Annotated in this window: 18 protein-coding genes, 6 tRNA genes and 2 pseudogenes; 8 read left to right on the top strand and 18 right to left on the bottom strand. The window is 60.1% G+C overall.

Annotated elements, in window-relative coordinates:
• Nucleotides 1–257: 257 nt before the first annotated feature.
• The 9 genes and pseudogenes from I8746_RS13620 to I8746_RS13585 form a co-directional block, all read right to left on the bottom strand.
• Nucleotides 258–668: an NUDIX domain-containing protein gene (locus I8746_RS13620; RefSeq protein WP_088513546.1), complete on the bottom strand. Its 411-nt coding sequence runs from the start codon at nucleotides 666–668 to the stop codon at nucleotides 258–260.
• An 87-nt stretch (nucleotides 669–755) separates the two neighbouring features.
• Nucleotides 756–1,211: a GFA family protein gene (locus I8746_RS13615; protein WP_010951906.1), complete on the bottom strand. Its 456-nt coding sequence runs from the start codon at nucleotides 1,209–1,211 to the stop codon at nucleotides 756–758.
• Nucleotides 1,212–1,392: 181 nt separating this feature from the next.
• Nucleotides 1,393–1,863, bottom strand: coding sequence for a helix-turn-helix domain-containing protein (locus I8746_RS13610; RefSeq protein ID WP_088513547.1), 471 nt, complete (start codon nucleotides 1,861–1,863; stop codon nucleotides 1,393–1,395).
• Nucleotides 1,860–3,281, bottom strand: coding sequence for a type II toxin-antitoxin system HipA family toxin (locus tag I8746_RS13605; protein ID WP_088513548.1), 1,422 nt, complete (start codon nucleotides 3,279–3,281; stop codon nucleotides 1,860–1,862). Before I8746_RS13605 ends, I8746_RS13610 begins: the two co-directional genes overlap by 4 nt.
• 190 nt (nucleotides 3,282–3,471) lie before the next feature.
• Nucleotides 3,472–3,861 carry a hypothetical protein gene (locus I8746_RS13600; protein WP_121782825.1) on the bottom strand — a complete coding sequence of 130 codons (390 nt, stop codon included), beginning with the start codon at nucleotides 3,859–3,861 and terminating at the stop codon, nucleotides 3,472–3,474.
• Nucleotides 3,854–5,254 (bottom strand): annotated as a pseudogene (locus I8746_RS13595) (PAAR domain-containing protein). Before I8746_RS13595 ends, I8746_RS13600 begins: the two are co-directional and overlap by 8 nt.
• Nucleotides 5,255–5,372: 118 nt before the next feature.
• Nucleotides 5,373–5,531: pseudogene (locus I8746_RS27590) on the bottom strand (Fic family protein); the annotation flags it as partial.
• 251 nt (nucleotides 5,532–5,782) lie between these two features.
• Nucleotides 5,783–5,858: transfer RNA gene (locus tag I8746_RS13590), tRNA-Thr, on the bottom strand.
• A gap of 71 nt (nucleotides 5,859–5,929) precedes the next feature.
• Nucleotides 5,930–6,340: a pilin gene (locus I8746_RS13585; RefSeq protein WP_012051131.1), complete on the bottom strand. Its 411-nt coding sequence runs from the start codon at nucleotides 6,338–6,340 to the stop codon at nucleotides 5,930–5,932.
• A gap of 216 nt (nucleotides 6,341–6,556) precedes the next feature.
• Here I8746_RS13585 and I8746_RS13580 point away from each other — a divergent pair, with 216 nt between their 5' ends.
• From I8746_RS13580 to yacG, 4 genes are read left to right on the top strand one after another with little or no spacing between them, the layout of a single operon-like run.
• Nucleotides 6,557–7,765: a type II secretion system F family protein gene (locus I8746_RS13580; RefSeq protein ID WP_221100754.1), complete on the top strand. Its 1,209-nt coding sequence runs from the start codon at nucleotides 6,557–6,559 to the stop codon at nucleotides 7,763–7,765.
• Nucleotides 7,766–7,767: 2 nt separating this feature from the next.
• Nucleotides 7,768–8,634, top strand: a complete 867-nt coding sequence (locus I8746_RS13575; RefSeq protein WP_221100753.1) for an A24 family peptidase — start codon at nucleotides 7,768–7,770, stop codon at nucleotides 8,632–8,634.
• Complete coding sequence (coaE, locus tag I8746_RS13570; RefSeq protein ID WP_004575721.1) at nucleotides 8,634–9,257, top strand: dephospho-CoA kinase; 624 nt, start codon at nucleotides 8,634–8,636, stop codon at nucleotides 9,255–9,257. The genes I8746_RS13575 and coaE overlap by 1 nt, the downstream gene beginning before the upstream one ends.
• The gene (gene yacG, locus I8746_RS13565) at nucleotides 9,254–9,454 is read left to right on the top strand and encodes a DNA gyrase inhibitor YacG (RefSeq protein ID WP_003247540.1); all 201 of its coding nucleotides are present in this window, start codon (nucleotides 9,254–9,256) and stop codon (nucleotides 9,452–9,454) included. The genes coaE and yacG overlap by 4 nt, the downstream gene beginning before the upstream one ends.
• A 184-nt stretch (nucleotides 9,455–9,638) precedes the next feature.
• On the opposite strand, the gene I8746_RS13560 is transcribed toward yacG, so the two are convergent.
• Nucleotides 9,639–10,346: an energy-coupling factor ABC transporter permease gene (locus I8746_RS13560; protein WP_019437917.1), complete on the bottom strand. Its 708-nt coding sequence runs from the start codon at nucleotides 10,344–10,346 to the stop codon at nucleotides 9,639–9,641.
• A gap of 86 nt (nucleotides 10,347–10,432) precedes the next feature.
• Between I8746_RS13560 and I8746_RS13555 the strand changes: the two genes are divergently transcribed.
• From I8746_RS13555 to I8746_RS13540, 4 genes are all read left to right on the top strand, one after another.
• Nucleotides 10,433–10,864, top strand: coding sequence for a hypothetical protein (locus I8746_RS13555; RefSeq protein WP_012051128.1), 432 nt, complete (start codon nucleotides 10,433–10,435; stop codon nucleotides 10,862–10,864).
• Between the two features lie 55 nt (nucleotides 10,865–10,919).
• Nucleotides 10,920–11,549, top strand: a complete 630-nt coding sequence (locus I8746_RS13550; protein ID WP_003247546.1) for a DUF1780 domain-containing protein — start codon at nucleotides 10,920–10,922, stop codon at nucleotides 11,547–11,549.
• Between the two features lie 132 nt (nucleotides 11,550–11,681).
• Nucleotides 11,682–11,855 (top strand): DUF3094 domain-containing protein, encoded by a 174-nt coding sequence (locus tag I8746_RS13545; protein ID WP_008091951.1) that lies wholly within the window; start codon nucleotides 11,682–11,684, stop codon nucleotides 11,853–11,855.
• Between the two features lie 84 nt (nucleotides 11,856–11,939).
• The gene (locus I8746_RS13540) at nucleotides 11,940–13,235 is read left to right on the top strand and encodes an NAD(P)/FAD-dependent oxidoreductase (protein WP_014755235.1); all 1,296 of its coding nucleotides are present in this window, start codon (nucleotides 11,940–11,942) and stop codon (nucleotides 13,233–13,235) included.
• A 192-nt stretch (nucleotides 13,236–13,427) separates the two neighbouring features.
• On the opposite strand, the gene I8746_RS13535 is transcribed toward I8746_RS13540, so the two are convergent.
• The 8 genes from I8746_RS13535 to rluD all read right to left on the bottom strand — a co-directional run bounded on the left by I8746_RS13535 (nucleotide 13,428) and on the right by rluD (nucleotide 18,829).
• A tRNA-Lys gene (locus tag I8746_RS13535) sits at nucleotides 13,428–13,503 on the bottom strand.
• A 5-nt stretch (nucleotides 13,504–13,508) separates the two neighbouring features.
• Nucleotides 13,509–13,585, bottom strand: a tRNA-Pro gene (locus tag I8746_RS13530).
• Nucleotides 13,586–13,631: 46 nt separating this feature from the next.
• Nucleotides 13,632–13,707 (bottom strand) — tRNA-Lys (locus I8746_RS13525).
• Between the two features lie 6 nt (nucleotides 13,708–13,713).
• A tRNA-Pro gene (locus tag I8746_RS13520) sits at nucleotides 13,714–13,790 on the bottom strand.
• A gap of 4 nt (nucleotides 13,791–13,794) precedes the next feature.
• Nucleotides 13,795–13,870: transfer RNA gene (locus I8746_RS13515), tRNA-Asn, on the bottom strand.
• A 444-nt stretch (nucleotides 13,871–14,314) separates the two neighbouring features.
• A complete protein-coding gene (gene clpB / locus I8746_RS13510) occupies nucleotides 14,315–16,879 on the bottom strand; it encodes an ATP-dependent chaperone ClpB (protein ID WP_012051127.1) in 2,565 nt (854 codons plus the stop codon).
• A 250-nt stretch (nucleotides 16,880–17,129) separates the two neighbouring features.
• Nucleotides 17,130–17,870 carry a peptidoglycan editing factor PgeF gene (pgeF, locus tag I8746_RS13505; RefSeq protein ID WP_012051126.1) on the bottom strand — a complete coding sequence of 247 codons (741 nt, stop codon included), beginning with the start codon at nucleotides 17,868–17,870 and terminating at the stop codon, nucleotides 17,130–17,132.
• Nucleotides 17,867–18,829 (bottom strand): 23S rRNA pseudouridine(1911/1915/1917) synthase RluD, encoded by a 963-nt coding sequence (gene rluD, locus I8746_RS13500; RefSeq protein WP_003247554.1) that lies wholly within the window; start codon nucleotides 18,827–18,829, stop codon nucleotides 17,867–17,869. The genes pgeF and rluD overlap by 4 nt, the downstream gene beginning before the upstream one ends.
• Nucleotides 18,830–18,967: the final 138 nt, after the last annotated feature.

Raw genomic sequence — 18,967 nt, 5'->3', positions numbered from 1 at the left:
GAGTTGTAGGAAACGTCGGCTAAAACGGGTTGGTATCAAGATCTAGTTGAAGGTTGGTAGCGGCGTAAATGGGGAGACAGGAGTCGAATCAGGCACCTGAAAGCTAAAAAAACCATCGAATCAGTTATTAGATCTTCTCGAACGTATACCTAAATCCAAAGATACAATCTGCGACACCTCACTCACAGTCTTTGCTGCAAAGGTGCGCTGACTAGCGCGATGCCGGTCTGACTACCCAGGAAAAGCTGTAAGCGCACTTAGGCGTCAGTGAGCCTTTTCCGAAGAAAGCTCAAAGCATCCTTGAAAACCTGATACCAATTTTCAGAGGGCTCGCTCATGAGAGGATGCCAAAAGAATCTGAATTCATGGCCTCCATCATCTTCTGCAAAATGCACCCAAGTATCAGGAAGGTCTTGGTCAACATAACATTCATGAAATGCCCATGTGTGTCCAGTTACGATGGAACGCCTCTCCCCCAAATGTCGCCCAACTGTCGACTGAATACCTGCTTCTTCTTTCAGCTCTCGAACTGCAGCCAGGTCGGTTGACTCACCTGGCTCGACACTGCCTTTGACCAGCTGAAAGCCTGCTAATGGATGCTCGAACGCTAAAATTTCCAGCGTTTCTCGGCCTCGCAGGACTACAGGACAAGATTTTTCTGCTTCCATGCCGTCACACCTCCGATCCTTACACGTGAGTTGGGAAGCATAAGCGAAGCAAGCTGCCTGACCGATGAGCCCGCCTTCATCTTGACCTCACCCTTGACCCCACTCCGGGTTACCTTCATACCGCAGCCACCCCGCAACCCCCACTCCCCCATCTACCCGATCCTTAGGATGAACACGCCCTTCACTAACCGGCACATCTGCAAAATCAAACGGACTCATCCCCTCAATACACGCAACATTCACACCATACTGATCCGGCGCAGAACGCCGCTGGTGGAAGGTATAGATACCGCACCTCGAGCAGAAGTAATGCTTAGCTTCCCGTGTATGGAACTGATAAAGGGTCAGTGCCTCCTCCCCTTGCGTCACAGTGATATCGCCTAGATTGGCTGACACGGCCACGGCCCCGCGCATGCGGCAGAGCGAACAGTTGCACCTGCGCGCGGTACGCAGACCATCGGTCAAACGCAGTTCAAACCGTACAGTCCCGCAATGGCAGGCTGCTTGGTAAACAGGGCGATCATCCTTTTTTTCATCAGTCATAACGTTCCCCTGCCTGAGAAGGCAACCTGGATATCCACGAGAGAAAGGCCCAAATCTATGTACTTTAGCCTGACACTATGATTGCCTCCCGGGAGGTGGTGTAACTGAACCAGACTTAATGCCGCAACCAATGAGTTAGATAAAAAGTGGTATGAGACTTTATTTGCATACCACATCAATCTCACTGTTCCTGACTGCTTTTCCTTGCCCGTGACGATGCCGGCCTCGACACTGCCTTCTTCGCTTTTGCTGCCGCTGGGCTTTTCCCTCGTTTCGGTCCGGCCACCACGCAGGAACTGGCCAGCGGCGCGGCCACAGCGATTGGCCCACCAACCTTCAACTGGCCGACAGTGTTGCCGACGAGCGTTGCAGTGGGCTTATCTTTGGTAGTCATCACCATCCCCATCCGCACACCAAAGAGACGCAGCACGGCCTCCAAAGTGCTGAGCTTCGGATTCGACTTCCCGCTTTCCAGTTCGTACAGGCTTTTCGTGGACATCTTGCACATGGCCGCGAAGGTCTCTTGGTCAAGCCCGGTGACTTCGAGCCGTAGACGGCGGATGGATGCCCCAATTGGATCGAGCCCCGCCGCGTTGCGCTTGACGATATCCTCTACAAGCTGGGCGCGCTCTTCAGGCTGTAGTTTTTTCATCGCAGTCCCCACTCCACGAGTCGCTTGTCCAGGTTATTCACGGGTAGAGAGGCTGCATTGCGCATCGATTCGGGCGCATCGGTCAGCAGATCGGGCAACGCCCTGAATGCCTCAGCCGCATTCATCAACCGTTGCAGCAGGACATCGGGATCAGTGTAACCAACAAGCTCAGCGCAGTTGTCGCGCCAATTAGAAGACCCCTTGCGCTCTGCTGCCCACTTCGTCGTCCGTGTGATGCCCTCTTCATCGAGGATCATTGGCGCGAGGTCATAGATTGGCGCCAAACAAAACCTCCCACCCACACGCATGATGGAAGTGTTGCGGCCGTGGTTATCGGTGTTCCCTAGAATGCGGTTCAGCAGATCGCGCCGCACATACTCGAACACCAGGTCGTCCACCTCATCCTGCTGGCCGTTATCGATCCATAGGCCTACCAGTCGGTGAACCACTTCGGCATGCGCCATCGGATGCGCGTAGCCGGTAATACCGCAGATCGAGTACACCGACTCCAGCGGTATCCGCTCCACCACGCCATCCACTACTCGGCGATCAAATCGTGGCATCCAGAGGCTTGGCTTCACTGCCTCTTCAAGCGCCAAACCATCAGTGGGAACCGTATCAAGGCCGAGGCCAGCAACCGCCTTGTAGTAATGAAACTCTGTTCGCAGGATGTCCTGGTCGCGCTCGCCGCCTCGATTACGCGCGAACTTGATCAGCCAGTGACGGCACGCCTGGTCATCGGGGAGCATCGCATCCGCATACAGAGCACCGCCGTGGGCTTCGGTCATGACCAGCTTGGGGGCTTGCCCGTTGGCACCGGTAGCACCGCCCAACGCCGCGCCGGTTTCATAGGCGTACTCAAGAAATTCGTTCGTCCTGTCCACGACCTCAGCACGCGCGAAAGCCTCGCTCCGATCCGGCTGAAGGCCTTCCACCGATTCCTTGATGCGCAGGTGCCCAATAGGCGCCGGCGTGAAGCGCTCCAGAAGGTAAAGCCCCATTTCCACACCTTCGGGCTTAAGACGCCCATAGCGGGATTCAAGAGAGTCCTTGGCAGCACCAGAGGGAATGATGTCGTAGAGGAATGCTGGATATCCTTTGACGTCATGGTGGTCCCAGTTCAACGGAAGGTTAACGCTTAGGGCGAGTTCGCAACGATCCTCCATGCGATCAACGTTCGCGATGATGTAGTCGCCGTCGTAGGCGACAAGGCACCTTCCATCAGCAACACGCTCGGGGTTCTCAACCGTGAGTGTCGCTGCATCGCGCCATGCACCATCGGAGAAAGCCTGGATCGTGAGTCTGAGCGGCATCGGGACACCTTTAATCAGTACTTTAATGCTGATTATCATAGTGCGCATGGCAGGAATCGGCAATATTTTGCTGATTAAAAGCTTAAGCACGGATAAAACCGGCATCACACTACCGATTATGCATTCACAGCGCGCGGGAGGGCGGGCTAGAGGTCGTTGCTGCGCCTGGAAGGCAGGAAGTGTGATTCAACCTTTGGGTTATAGGACCATGTTTAATTGCGTTGGGTAGGTGGTGGATGGCACGGGCTTCGCCCGCGTTCGCGGGTAAACCCGCTCCTACAGGGGGGTGGAACGGCTACGCCTTGATGAATCCATAGGTCACCCACATCCAAGCGAAGCCTAAGGCCGTCAGCCACGTGGATACCTGTAGAGCCAACTTAAGTTTTGCAGGGAAGTTTTCTAGTTCTTCGATGTCCAGATGCCCTCGGCGCATATGTACGCCAGGCCAAATGAGTATTCCACAAAGAAACGTTATCAGCAGCCACCGAGCGCCAAAGCGCCGCGTGCCCAAAAACAGTTTCATTTGCTCCAAGCCGGGATGACTTTGGATAGCCGAGGTTGCAACAGTGAAATTTCTTGTACCCGCGATGAATGCACTGACCGCACAACCGGCCAACGCGATCACGAACGGACACGCCAGCATTATCCACTTCAGCCACACGGGCCAACTCTCGAACTCAGTCATAATGTGATTCGTAGATCAGCTCGCCCATTTGCTCACCGCCCTCCGCACCGGCGATGCTCCCAGCAAAAGCCCCTCCCCCGACCAGCGCAATGCCACATACCGGCGCCCCGAAACCCGCGGTACCAGCAGAGAACACCCCACATACAGCGAGCGCAGTGATCCCAGCAATCTTGCCACCCACTATCCCTCCCGCCAGCCCCCCAGCGAAAGCACCTGCCTCAGACAAACGAATTTTTTTGCAGGCTTCGGTTTCCCCTGCACGGCAGGCCTCTTGGACTTTCAGATAGGAAGATGTACCACCTAAGCCAATTCCGACATGCCCACCATACCGAAGGTACTTACTAAGCTTCGCCACTTTGTCCAAGTATGTGGCGTACCCAGGAATCTGCCCTGGCCCACCGGCTTTTGACCAATGATGCACAAGGCTCTTGGTCGAGATATTCAAGCTTTTCTTCAGCCGCTCGTAGGCACCTAGATTCAGATGTTTATTTAGAAAAGTCGCCTTCAGCTGACCATCTAGCTGCTCCAATAACAGCCGTCGTTCGGCAAAGAACGATGGACTATTCAGATGGCCATGGCGCAGAAATTCTTGCTGATGCAAACGCTCGATGTTGCCAAGTGTGCTGCGAAGCTGCCGGAGGCCGTGGTCCATCATGTCCTTACCCACACCCATGGAGAGACTGGCGTCACTAAGCAGTCCGGCAATTTCAGCCTGATACTCCATCATGAAATCTGACTCGGCAAAATCGAGTACAGCCAAGGAACGTCGTGCGCGCTCGGCGGCCGCCATGAGTTGGCCCTCCTCCTGGGTGCAGGCATAACCGTTATCCGGATCGCCGATGACGAAGATTTCCCCTGCCTTGAACCCCTGCTCGAAAGTCGGGTTCAGGCGTTGCAGGTACGAAATGGGCAAGGTCGAATCATGGCTAGTCAGCTCCAACAGAATCTGCGGGAACGACATGCTCCGCGGCACCACATAGAATCCCGGCTGCATCTGCCCAGGCAACCCGCCAACCATAGCGGGCGAAGCCCCTGCCAAAGCGCTAGAGCTCCCAGAGCCAGCGGGTTTGAGGCTAGTGCGTACGGCAACCGGCAGCCGCGGCGGGGGCATTTCCCCTAAAGGCGCCACCACCCGGTTGCTACCCTCTGGGCAACCGCAATCAACTAACGCGCCATCCATCGCGACTGGCTGGCCATCCGAGATGAAGTGTCACACCCCTTCGACGACCTTTCCTTCCAGCCCGCAAAGTGGACAAGGTGTGGTGGGATCTCCCATCCTCAGGACCATTCGTCCCTCGTCGAGGTAACCTTCCCCGGTGGCGATGCAAATCGCACCTGTGGTGGTTACATCACCGTCTACTGCTTGGCCAAGCCCATCCAGACTGACGCGCATTTCAGAGTCCCTTGCGAACTGTAGGAGCGAAAGAACCTAACAGCTAAGAAGGGGCAAATGAGGCCTCGAGCAGCTAACGAGACGATTCCTACGAGCAACGCGGATTTAGGACTAGGCACGACCTAACGGTTTGAGAACTAGACTCTGTCTGAAAAAAGCCGTCGTCCCTTTCCAGCCTCAGCTTGCGCAGAAATTCGAGCTCGGCCAGAACGGCAACCAGCGGCGAGTCGAAGGACGGGTTCAGTAGCTGCAGGTCGCGGTGAGAAAACTGGGGCATCTCAAAATTTTCTCTAAACGGGAAAATCATTATCTAGAAAAATTTCGGTTCTCACCCCGTAAACACTGGCCAAAACCTGATCGACAGCTAACCATTATCTAAAAATACGTCCAACCCTAAGTGGAAAACTGCGAACCGTTACGTCAAAAACACGCAGATCCGTGGGGAAAAAAGCGGGAACAAAAAAACCCGCACAAGGCGGGCTTCTATTGGTGCCAGGTAGCGATAAATCGCCATAGGCCAACTGATTCTGGTGCCGGAGACAGGAATCGAACCTGCGACCTTCGCGTTACGAGTGCGCTGCTCTACCGACTGAGCTACACCGGCGTGTAGCGCAACGTACCACTGCTCACACCCGTAACGCAAACCCCTGTTTCCGCTGGTTTATTGCCCTGCCCTCAAGCCCCCTTGCACCCTTTGGGCGCCAGGTCTTCCTCGATGTCGGTCGTGCACGCCCAACCGCTGGCCGAACGCGTCAGGGTCAGGGCCTTGCCCAGCGCGTTGGCCGGCGCATCCACCAGGGTGCAGACAATGCTGCCGCTGCCATCCGCAGCCTTGCCGCTCGCCGTGATCGCACAATGCGCCGTCGCCGGCTGGCCACCCAGGGCGGCGACATCCGCGACATCCTTTCCATCATTCAGCCGCAGATCCATCGCCGTCTTCAGCGCGCTGATCTCCAGCAACCCGGCCGCGGCCTTGGAGCGTGCCTGGTGGTTGGTGTACATCGGTAAGGCGATGGTCGCCAAAATGCCGATGATCGCGACGACGATCATCAGTTCGATCAGGGTGATACCGCGTTGCCCTTTCATGAACGTAGTTCCTTTTTGATTCGCTTACACATTGAGGTCAGTTGCGCCCCAACCGGCAGCGGCGCAGTAGGCCTGAACAGACACCTTTTGTCACCCCTGCCCGCACGGGCGTCATCTTCGCTGAACTACTCTAGTGAGCATCACGGACGCGTGCCCTTGCATGGACGCGGCAAGCTGTTTCCAGGCTTGTCGCCGGGGCTGAACAAGGACCTTTGCATGACTTCATCTTCACTTCTGTACCGCTGGCACGGCACCGACGCCAATGGCACGCCGGTCAGCGGCCAAACACCCGGGCGCAGCCCGGCTTATGTGCGCGCCGGGCTGATTCGCCAGGGCATCACGGTGGCGAGTTTGCGGCCGGCCAGCGGGCTGGCGTTCAGCTTGCCAAAGCGGCGCGAAAAGGCAGACCCGGCGGGGTTCAGCCGGCAGTTGGCGACGTTGCTCAAGGCCGGCGTGCCGCTGCTGCAGGCGTTCGAGGTGATGGGCCGCAGTGGTTGCGATGCGGCGCAGGCGGGGTTGCTGGAAAGATTGAAACAGGATGTGGCCTCAGGCCTGGGGTTGGCGGATGCGTTGCAGCGTCACCCGGCATGGTTCGATGCGCTGTATTGCAACCTGGTACGGGTGGGCGAGCAGTCCGGTACGCTCGACCGGCAGCTGGAGCAGCTGGCCGGCATGCTGGAACAGCGTCGGGTGCTGCACAAGAAGGTGCGCAAGGCGATGATCTACCCGCTGCTGCTGTTGCTGACCGGGCTGGGGGTGTCGGCGATCTTGTTGCTGGAGGTGATTCCTAAATTCGAGAGCATGTTCTCGGGCATGGGCGCGGCGTTGCCGGCATTTACCCAATGGGTGATCAACTTGTCCACAGGGCTGAGCCGGTTTGCGCCGCTGCTGCTGGTGATGGGCGTGGTGCTGGGTGTTGCCGTGCGCCAGCTTTACCGGCAGCACGCGCCAGCGCGCCTGTGGATATCTCGGCGGGTGCTGGGCTTGCCCGTGTTTGGCAAGTTGCTGGGGCAGGCCGCGCTGGCGCGGTTTGCGCGCAGCCTGGCAACGTCCTACGGCGCCGGGGTGCCGTTGCTGGATGCGCTGGGTACGGTGGCGCGGGTAACGGGTGGCGACCTGCACGAGCAGGCGGTGTTGCGGCTGCGCCAAGGCATGGCCAATGGGCAAGGGCTGAACCAGGCGATGGCCGGTGAACCGCTGTTCCCCCCCTTGCTGGTGCAGTTGACAGCCATCGGTGAATCCAGCGGCACGCTGGACCAAATGCTGGAAAAAGCCGCCAGCCATTACGAGGAACAGGTCAGCCAGGCGCTGGACCAGTTGACCAGCCTGCTGGAGCCGGCCATCGTGCTGATCCTGGGCTTGCTGGTGGGTGGCCTGGTGGTGGCGATGTACCTGCCGATCTTCCAGTTGGGTAGTTTGATCTGAACATGACTTTATGGGCTTTGCTGGCTGAACAGCCAGCGTATTTCCTCACCCTTGCCACGGTGCTCGGCCTGCTGGTGGGCAGCTTTATCAACGTGCTGGTATATCGCCTGCCGATCATGCTGGAGCGCCAATGGCAGCGTGAGGCGCAAGAGGTATTGGGGCTGCCGACCACGCAGCACCCGCGTTTCGACCTGTGCCTGCCCGCCTCCCGGTGCCCACACTGCGCGCACCAGATTCGTGCGTGGGAGAACATTCCGGTCATCAGCTACCTGGCCTTGGGCGGGCGCTGTTCGTCCTGCAAAAACCGCATCAGCCTGCGTTACCCGGTAGTGGAAGTGGCCAGCGCGCTGCTGTCGCTGGTAGTGGCCTGGCGCTTCGGCGCTTCGGTAGAGGCGTTGCTGGCGTTGCCGCTGACCTGGTGCCTGCTGGCGCTGAGCCTGATCGATGCGGACCACCAGCTGCTGCCGGATGTGCTGGTGCTGCCGACCATGTGGCTAGGGCTGATCGTCAATACCTTTGGCATCCATGTGCCCCTGGCCGACGCACTGTGGGGCGCAGTGGCCGGGTACCTCAGCCTGTGGACGGTGTACTGGGTGTTCAGGCTGGTCACCGGCAAGGAAGGCATGGGCTATGGCGATTTCAAGCTGATGGCGCTGATCGGGGCGTGGGGGGGTTGGCAGGTGCTGCCGTTGACGCTGCTGTTGTCGTCGGTGGTGGGGGCGCTTGTTGGCCTGTGCTTGCTGCGTTTTCGCCGGCATGCCTTGGGCACGGCTATCCCGTTTGGCCCTTATCTGGCAATTGCGGGGTGGATTGCCGTGCTCTGGGGTGATGAAATATACGCCTCATACATACAACTGCTTGGATACTGATGACCACTGCGGCCTTTACCCCCTGGATTCTCGGCCTGACCGGCGGCATTGGTAGCGGCAAAAGCGCCGCTGCCGAGCGCTTTGTCGAGCTTGGCGTGCACCTGGTCGATGCCGACCAGGCGGCGCGCTGGGTTGTCGAACCTGGTCGCCCGGCCCTGGCCAGCATCGTCGAGCGCTTCGGCCCGGGCGTGCTGCAGGGCGACGGCCAGCTCGATCGCGCCGCCCTGCGCCAGCTGATTTTCGCCGACCCAGCGCAACGCAAATGGCTGGAGCAACTGCTGCACCCGCTGATCGGTCAGGAGATTTTCAGCTATCTGGCCAAGGCGCAGTCGCCTTATGCGGTCTATGTGTCGCCGCTGCTGATCGAATCGGGCCAGCACCATAAGACCCAACGCGTACTGGTGATCGATGCGCCGCAGGACCTGCAAATAGCCCGTACCCTGGCGCGGGACAACACCAGTGCCGAGCACGTGCAGGCCATTTTGCAGGCGCAGTTGGCCCGTGAGGATCGCCTGCGCCATGCCGATGATGTGGTGGTCAACGACGGCGGCCTGGCCGCGCTGCATGAGCAGATTGACCGCCTGCACCACTTTTACCTGACTTTGAAAGGAGGCCAGCCATGAGCCAGCCATTGACCGTCGATTGCCCAACTTGCGGCGCGCCTGTGGAATGGAGCGAAAAAAACGCGTTCCGACCGTTTTGTTCGGACCGTTGCAAGCTGATCGACCTGGGGGCCTGGGCGGCTGAGGAGCACAAAATTGCGGGGTCGGAAGGGTCCGAAGATGAGCTGTATTCGGGGGACCTGGAGCCGCGGCATTGAGCTGATTGCAAGGCGGCTGTGCCGACCTGTGGGAGCCTTGTGTCGCGAACGGGCTGCGAAGCAGCCCCGGCATTTTTTGAGTTACCACCGAATCTGGGGCTGCTTCGCAGCCCTTTCGCGACACAAGGCCGCTCCCACAGAGACCGCGTCAGGTTTTAGATGTGATGGCAGAGCCGCCGCATGATCACCGCTCATCTTCCTTCCAGGGCGCCTGCAAATACCGTGTGCGGTTGAAGGTTTCCAGCCACTCGGGGCAAAACACCACCAGCGCACTGATCACCATGCCGTTGATGAACGCCTCGGGGAACATCATCAGCCACAGGTAGCCGACAAAGTCGCTGAGCCATTCCGGCAGGGCAAACCGCCCGTCGAGCCACAACAACCCTAGCGCCGCCGGTACGCAAACCAGCACGGTGAGCGCTGCCGGGAAGAACCCCGAACAGAAGATATAAACGAACAGGTTTCGCGGCTGGGCGCGCTCGACCACTATCGCGCACACTTCGGTAATCAGCACTGGCAAACCAATCAGCAACAAGCCGTTCACCCCCAACGCCGCCAGGTCTTGTCGCCCAAGCGCCAGCAAGCCAAGCTGGGCCATGAAGCCACCCAGCACCGCCAGCGGCCAGTCCAGCAACAGGGTGACCGCCGTCATGCCAATAAAGTGGTACGACACCCCGGTATCAAAGTCGCGCCGCACCAGCCACAGCGCAAACAGGCAGAACACCGTGCCAAACAGCAAATGCTGGCGGCGCCGGTCGGTAAACAGTTCAACCCAGCGAACCCGGCTCACCGCCCAGATCAACAACGGCACATAACCCAGCCAGCCAAGGGTAAGGGTGGTGCCGGATAACACCTGCGCGCTGATCACCTGAACAATACCCTTTGCGGCCATGTGGATAAAACCGAGTCTACACCCATTCTCCCATTCCTTCGGCTGCGGTAGGCTGACGCTTCCATTCGATGCAGGAAGCATTGGTCATGCTGGAAGGAACCAACCCCGCCCTGCTACTGGCAGCGGCACTCAACGCCATCATCGGCGTACTTCACCTGGCCATCATCGCCGTGGGGCCGCGTTGGTACCGTTTGTTCGGGGCCGGTGAGCGCATGGCGGTGGCCGCCGAAAAGGGCCGCTGCTACCCGGCGCTGATCACCGCTGCCATCGCCTGCGTGTTGCTGGCCTGGTCGGCCTATGCGCTGTCGGCTGCCGGTGCGATCGGGCGGCTGCCCTTGCTGCTGCCAGTCATTTGCCTGATCACCCTGGTGTACTTGCTACGCGGCCTGCTGGGGCCAGGATTGCTGGCGGGCACCGGGCGTTCGCAGCGGTTTATCGTGGTCAGTTCGCTGATCTGCCTGGGCTTTGGCGTGGTGCATCTGGTCGGGCTGGTGCAGCAGTGGCCGGTGCTGGGCTGATTTTCACGCTTAAACAGCATCTTACCGTCATCGATTAGCGGCTAAGCTTGTCTGCATGGATGACTCAGACTACCTGCGCCTGCTTACCATCCAGGCCGAACAAGCCAATGCCTTTCTCTCCAACGCCCGTAAGTGGGAGCGGGAGCGATGGGTGTGCCAGCGCCTGTTGCAGGGGCTGAACATTCCCTACCGCAGCGAGGACTTCACCCCGGCGGGGCAGGAGCCACCAGACGTGCTGTTCCGCGACGCCGCCTTCGAGGTGTTTTTCGTGCTCGACGAGGGCCGCCGGCTGAACGATGAATGGCGCGAGGAACTGCAGCGGCGACGCAGTGCGTTTTCCCTGGCGCAGCTGGTACGCCGCGAAGCACGCCCGCGGCGCATCAGTGCCACCGAACTGCTGGGGCGCCTGGCGCCCACCTTGCGCAAGAAGGCGCACAATTACCGGGAACGCGGGCTGGAGCTGAACGAGCTGGACATCATCGCGTTCTCCAGCCTCAAGCGCGAAGTGCTCGACCTCAACACCCACTTCCCGCCGCCTACCGAATACCTGCGCCAAGGCTGGCGCTCGCTGTCGCTGGTCGGGCCAACCTTTGCCCGGGTACTGTTTGCCCACCCCGATGCGCCGGATTTCCTGCGCGGCAACCTGGGCCGCAGCATCGTCTTCGACGTAGGCATCAGTCTTTGATCCAGTGCAGCGACTGTTTGCGATGGCGTACACTCGGCGCCAGGGATAGAAAGCATTATCATTTGTTTCAAGCGCCTGCGCGAACGCTGTAGCGTTTGCGCAGTCACAAACGTCTACCTGACGAGGCCCACCATGACCAGTCGCCTGAACCCGGAAGATCAGCGTCGTGTCGATGAGTATCTGCGAGCCCCCCAGCACCAAGTCGAGCGCAGGCCCTTCCGGCCGTGGCTGCTCCTTGTGCTGGTGCTGGCCGTGACCATCGGGTTGGGTCTCATCAGCCGCCTGCTGAGTGGACTGGTGCTATGAGCTGCGTCGCGCTCGCCCTCCCCTCGTGCAGTTTGCGGCCGGCCCCCAGGGCCACGAATTCCGTAAACCTTATGAGATATTCCCATGACTCATCGCATCGTGATTGTCGGCGGCGGCGCCGGCGGCCTGGAACTGGCGACCCGCCTGGGTAAAAGCCTGGGCAAGCGCAAGCAGGCCGAAATCACCCTGGTCGACACCAACCTCACGCACATCTGGAAGCCACTGCTGCACGAAGTGGCCGCCGGCTCGCTGAACTCCTCGGAAGACGAACTGAACTACGTGGCTCAGGCCAAGTGGAACCACTTCAATTTCCAGCTGGGGCGCATGAGCGGCCTGGACCGTGAAGGCAAGCAGATTCAACTGGCTGCCACCCTCGACGAAGAGGGCCGTGAGCTGCTGCCTGCGCGCACCCTGGGCTACGACACCCTGGTGATTGCCGTGGGCTCCAACACCAACGACTTCGGCACCCTGGGCGCAGCGCAGCACTGCCTGTTCCTGGATACCCGCAAGCAGGCAGAGCGTTTCCACCAGCAACTGCTGAACCACTACCTGCGAGCCCACGCCGGCGACGTGGCCAGCGAGAAAATCAGCGTGGCCATTGTCGGCGCCGGTGCCACCGGTGTAGAGCTGGCGGCCGAGCTGCACCACGCTGCCCACGAGCTGGCGGCCTATGGCCTGGACCGCATCCAGCCCAAGGACATGCACATCACCCTTATCGAGGCGGGCCCGCGCGTTCTCCCGGCGCTGCCGGAGCGCATCAGCGTACCGGTTCACAAAACCCTGGAAAAACTCGGGGTGAAGGTGATGACCAACGCCGCAGTCAGTGAAGTGACCGAGGACGGCCTGAAAACCAAGGACGGTGAAGTGATCCAGGCCAGCCTGAAAGTGTGGGCAGCCGGTATCCGCGCGCCAGGTTTCCTCAAGGACATCGATGGCCTGGAAACCAACCGCATCAACCAGCTGGTCGTGCGCCCTACCCTGCAAACCACCCGCGACGACAACATCTTCGCCTTCGGTGACTGCGCCGCCTGCCCGCAACCCGGCAGCGACCGTAACGTGCCGCCGCGCGCACAGGCGGCGCACCAGCAGGCTTCGATGCTTGCGCAAAGCCTGAAGGCGCGCCTGGAGAACAAGGCCCTGCCGACGTACGCGTACAAGGACTATGGCTCGCTGGTGTCGCTGTCGCGCTTCTCGGCGGTGGGCAACCTGATGGGTAACCTGATGGGCAGCGTGAAGCTGGAAGGCTGGCTGGCGCGGATGTTCTATGTGTCGCTGTACCGCATGCACCAGATGGCGCTGTACGGGTTCTTCCGCACGGCGTTGATGATGCTGGGCAGCAAGATTGGCCGGGGTACCGAGCCGCGCCTGAAGCTGCACTGACAGGCGCCCGCATGCCCTGTAGGCGCGGGTTTACCTGTGAATGCGATGGTGGCTGCACTGCCGCATTCGCGGGTGAACCCGCTCCTACAAAGGGGGCGGTGTGGCAAATAGATGCAGGTGGGATTTGCACCGATGGGCGCATTTTTCGAGGCAAAAGAAAAAGGGCATCTCATGCGAGATGCCCTTTGTTCATGGTGGGTCGTGTAGGATTCGAACCTACGACCAATTGGTTAAAAGCCAACTGCTCTACCAACTGAGCTAACGACCCAAAAATGGTCGGGGTGAGGGGATTCGAACTCCTGACATCCTGCTCCCAAAGCAGGCGCGCTACCGGACTGCGCTACACCCCGAGTGTTTCAAAAAAAAGGGCATCTCTTTGAGATGCCCTTTTCTACATGGTGGGTCGTGTAGGATTCGAACCTACGACCAATTGGTTAAAAGCCAACTGCTCTACCAACTGAGCTAACGACCCGGAAAATGGTCGGGGTGAGGGGATTCGAACTCCTGACATCCTGCTCCCAAAGCAGGCGCGCTACCGGACTGCGCTACACCCCGAGATTGGCTCCGCGACCTGGACTCGAACCAGGGACCCAATGATTAACAGTCATTTGCTCTACCGACTGAGCTATCGCGGAACTGAACTTCGGTACAACTCCGAAGACTGCGTTCGCTTCGGACTCTTTAGCTTCTTCGCTTTCGCGTTGTCGCTGCTGAGGCCGGCTATTCTACATTCTTCGTTTTGCTTGTCAACCACTTTTTTTCATTCAACTTACTGATTTGTAAGTTGTTTTGCGATCACTGATGTTGCTGGTGATTCGCTTAGTGCCTGACAACGCGGCGTATATTAGGGGCACTCTAAATTTGATGCAAGCAAAAATTTCAAAAATTTCAGACGGTTACCCCGGATTGGCGCAAAGGCCCGAAATAGCTGGGCTGTGCCGGCCCTTTCATGGCTAAACCCGCGCCTACGAGGGGCTGCATAGCCTGCAAAAATCTGCGCAGGGTTGGCCGCGAAGAGGCCGACATGGGCAACAGGCAGAAAAAAGCCCCGCAAACGCGGGGCTCATGGTGCAACACAATCAGCCAAAGACGATTTCGTCGCCTTCCACCTTGGCGGTGATCGCCGTACCGGGCAGGAACTTGCCGGCCAGAATCAGCTGCGCCAGCGGGTTCTCGATCCAGCGCTGGATCGCCCGCTTCAGCGGCCGTGCGCCGTATACCGGGTCGTAACCCACGGCAATCAGCTTGTCCAACGCCTCTGGGCTCAGGCTCAGCGACAGTTCGCGCTCCAGCAGGCGGCTGCGCAGGCGGCCGAGCTGGATTTCGGTAATACCGGCAATCTGCTCGCGGCCCAAAGGCTCGAACACCACCACTTCGTCGATGCGGTTGATGAACTCCGGACGGAAGTGCGCCCCCACCGCATCCATCACTGCCGCACGCTGTGCCTCGCGGTCACCCACCAGTTCCTGAATCTGCGCCGAGCCCAGGTTGGAGGTCATCACGATCACGGTGTTGCGGAAGTCCACGGTGCGCCCGTGGCTGTCGGTCAGGCGGCCGTCCTCCAGCACCTGCAACAGCACGTTGAACACATCCGGGTGGGCTTTTTCCACCTCGTCCAGCAGCACCACCGAGTAAGGCTTGCGCCGCACGGCCTCGGTCAGGTAACCGCCCTCTTCATACCCTACATAGCCTGGTGGTGCACCGATCAGGCGCGCTACGGAGTGCTTCTCCATGAATTCGGACATGTCGATGCGCACCATCGCCTCTTCGGTGTCGAACAGGAACTCGGCCAGCGCCTTGCACAGTTCGGTCTTGCCCACACCGGTCGGGCCGAGGAACAGGAACGAACCACTTGGCCGGTTCGGGTCGGACAGCCCGGCACGCGAGCGGCGCACGGCGTTGGCTACGGCGGTTACCGCCTCGCTCTGGCCAATCACGCGCTGGTGCAGCAGCTCTTCCATCTTCAGCAGCTTCTCGCGCTCGCCTTCGAGCATCTTGGCCACAGGAATGCCGGTCCACTTCGACACCACTTCGGCAATTTCTTCCTCGGTGACCTTGTTGCGCAGCAACTGGTTTTCGGTCTTGCCGTGCTGGTCGACCATCTGCAGGCTGCGCTCCAGGTCCGGGATCACCCCGTACTGCAGTTCGGCCATGCGGCTCAGGTCGCCTTTGCGACGGGCGGTTTCCAGCTCCTGGCGAGCTTGCTCGATCTTTTGCTGGATCTGCGCCGAACCCTGCACTTCAGCTTTCTCCGAAGCCCAGATTTCTTCCAGGTCGGAATACTCACGCTCCAGCCGCTCGATTTCTTCGGTCAGCTTCTCCAGGCGTTTTTTCGCCGCTTCGTCTTCTTCTTTCTTCAGCGCCTGCGACTCCACCTTCAGCTGGATCAGGCGGCGATCAAGGCGGTCGAGCACTTCCGGCTTGGAGTCGATCTCCATGCGGATGCGGCTGGCCGCTTCGTCGATCAGGTCAATGGCCTTGTCCGGCAGCTGGCGGTCGGTAATGTAGCGGTGGCTGAGCTTGGCCGCAGCGATGATTGCACCGTCGGTGATGGCCACCTTGTGGTGCACTTCATAGCGCTCTTTCAGGCCACGCAGGATGGCGATGGTGTCTTCCTCGCTCGGCTCCTCGACCAGCACTTTCTGGAAACGGCGCTCCAGGGCGGCGTCTTTTTCGATGAACTGGCGGTACTCGTTCAGCGTGGTGGCACCTACGCAATGCAGCTCGCCGCGGGCCAGGGCCGGCTTGAGCATGTTGCCGGCGTCCATGGCGCCCTCGCCTTTGCCGGCGCCGACCATGGTGTGCAGTTCGTCGATGAACAGGATGATCTGGCCTTCCTGCTTGGACAGTTCGTTCAGCAGGCTTTTCAAGCGCTCTTCGAACTCACCGCGGTACTTGGCACCGGCAATCAGCGCGCCCATGTCCAGCGCCAGCAGCCGCTTGCCTTTGAGGCCGTCGGGCACTTCACCATTGATGATGCGCTGGGCCAGGCCTTCGGCAATGGCGGTTTTACCCACGCCAGGCTCACCGATGAGCACCGGGTTGTTCTTGGTACGGCGTTGCAGCACCTGCACGGTACGGCGGATTTCATCGTCACGGCCAATGACCGGGTCCAGCTTGCCCTCTTCGGCACGCTTGGTCAGGTCGACGGTGTATTTGTCCAGCGCCTGGCGCGACTCCTCGGCGTTGGCGTCATTCACTGCCGCGCCACCACGCAGGTTGTTGATGGCATTTTCCAGCGCTTTCTTGCTCACGCCCTGGCTCAGCAGCAGCTTGCCGAGCTTGCTGTTTTCGTCCATGGCGGCCAACAGCACCAGCTCGCTGGAAATGAACTGGTCGCCCTTCTGCTGTGCCAGGCGGTCTGCCTGGTTAAGCAGGCGTGCCAAGTCCTGCGACATGTTCACGTCGCCGGTAGGGTTCTGTATTTTTGGTAGTTGGTCGAGCTCTTTCACCAGCCCCTGGCGCAGGCCATTGATGTCGAAGCCTACCTGCATCAGCAGCGGTTTGATGGAGCCGCCCTGCTGTTCGAGCAGCGCCTGTAACAGGTGCACGGGCTCGATGGCTGGGTGGTCCATGCCAACGGCCAAAGATTGGGCATCGGATATTGCAAGTTGCAGCTTGCTGGTTAAACGGTCTATTCGCATGGTGTACCTTCCTTTAAAGGGCAGGTCGGAGCGATGGACAGCGCCTGTTTATAAAGAAACCTGCCTGAGATGCCTTTATAGATAAGGCTGATTCTGGAAGATTCAAGCGTAGCGGGGTTGACCAAAGTCAACCTGTTGGATTAATGGGGGGCCATTCGCGGGCATACTCGCCCCCACAGGTACACCACCGGTTTCAACGTTTGCGGAATCTCTGTGGGAGCGGGCGTGCTGGCGAAGAGGCCGGTACAGGCTAGCGCGGGTCCAGCCAGACCAACGATGCAAAACGCCCACCCTGCGGGGTACGGCGATAGGAGAAGAACCGCGCATCACTGACCGTGCACAAACCACCGCCATAAACAGCAGTCACGCCACGGGCAGCCAGGCGAATACGCGCCAGCTCATAGATATCCGCCAACAGCTTGCCTGGCCGTTCGCCGTCGACGAATGCCCGAGCTGCTTGCGGGTGCACGGCGGTAAAGGCATCACGCACTTCCAGCCCCACTTCGAACGCTTGCGGGCCAATGGCAGGCCCCAACCACACCAGCACCTCTGCTGGCGGCAGCGCCAGCCGGTCCAGCGTGGCTTCCAGCACGCCACCCGCCAGCCCGCGCCAGCCCGCATGTGCCGCCGCCACGCGGGTGCCGGCACGGTCGCAGAACAGCGCAGGCAGGCAATCGGCGGTCATCACGGTGCAGGCAATGCCAGGCTGGTGGGTCCAGCTGGCATCGGCCTCGGCGACCACCGCCGGGTCGGCATCCGCCACCACCCGCCCATGCACCTGCTTGAGCCAGGCCGGTTGGATGGTGAACTGTTCGCTCAGGCGGCGGCGGTTCTCGGCAACCGCGGCAGGGTCATCCCCAACATGGTCGCCGAGGTTGAAGGTTTCGTAAGGCGGCAAGCTGACGCCGCCCTGACGGGTGGTGACACAGGCGCGCACCGAGGCCGGGGCCGGCCAGTCGGGGAACAGCAACGCCTGCGTCAGGTCACTCATCCGATGAAGCTCTCGCGGTCCTGGTTCAGCAGCGACAGCAACCAGACGAAGTCATCCGGCAGTGGCGATTCCCACTTCATGACTTCACCGGTAATCGGGTGGGCCAAGGCGAGGAAACGCGCATGCAGCGCCTGGCGCGGGAAGGTCTTGACCGCCTCGACCATGGTCGGGCTGGCAGCGGGCGGAATACGGAAGCGCCCGCCGTACGTCTGGTCGCCAACCAGCGGGAAACCCACGTGGGCCATGTGCACGCGAATCTGGTGGGTACGGCCGGTTTCCAGCTTGACCCGCACATGGGTGTGCGAGCGGAAGCGCTTGAGTACGCGGTAGTGGCTGACCGCCGGCTTGCCGCCGTCGGTTACAGCCATGCGCTGGCGCATGCCGCCATGACGGCCGATGGGCGCGTCGATCTTGCCACCGGCAGTCACCACGCCAATCACGATGCACTCGTAGATGCGGCTGACCTTGCGGGCCTGCATCTGCTCGACCAGCTTGGTCTGCGCCTGCAGGGTCTTGGCCACCACCATCAGGCCGGTGGTGTCCTTGTCCAGGCGGTGCACGATACCGGCGCGCGGCACGTTGACGATGTCTGGCACATGGTGCAGCAGCGCGTTGAGCAGGGTGCCGCTGGCATGCCCGGCCGCCGGGTGCACAACCAGCCCGGCAGGCTTGTTGATCACCAGGATGTGGTCGTCTTCGTAGACGATATCCAGTTCGATATCTTCTGCGATCCACTCGCCCTGGGCCTCTTGTTCAGCCTCCAGGGCAAGCAGAGAGCCGCCATGAACAAGGTCGCGAGGGCGCACGACTGCACCATCGACCGTCAGGCGGCCCTCTTTGATCCACGAAGTTAGCCGCGAACGCGAGTACTCGGCGAACAATTGGGCGGCGACCTGGTCGAGGCGTTGGCCGCCCAGTTCGGACGGTACCTCTGCGCTAAGTTGAATGATCTCGGACATGCTCGATTCGGCGGGCGCACAGCCTTTGGTTTCGGCTGCGAGCTTGTGGTTAAATACGGCTTCTTTTGTCCCGGGGTTGGCCGGGGCGCTCATCATAACAGGACGGCACCGCCCAAGACAGCGGCCGTCAAAGGGACG

The organism is Pseudomonas sp. USTB-Z (assembly GCF_019691255.1).
GTDB lineage: Bacteria > Pseudomonadota > Gammaproteobacteria > Pseudomonadales > Pseudomonadaceae > Aquipseudomonas > Aquipseudomonas alloputida.
Note: the sequence above shows the minus strand (reverse complement) of the source record. Positions and strands in the feature narration are given on the sequence as shown.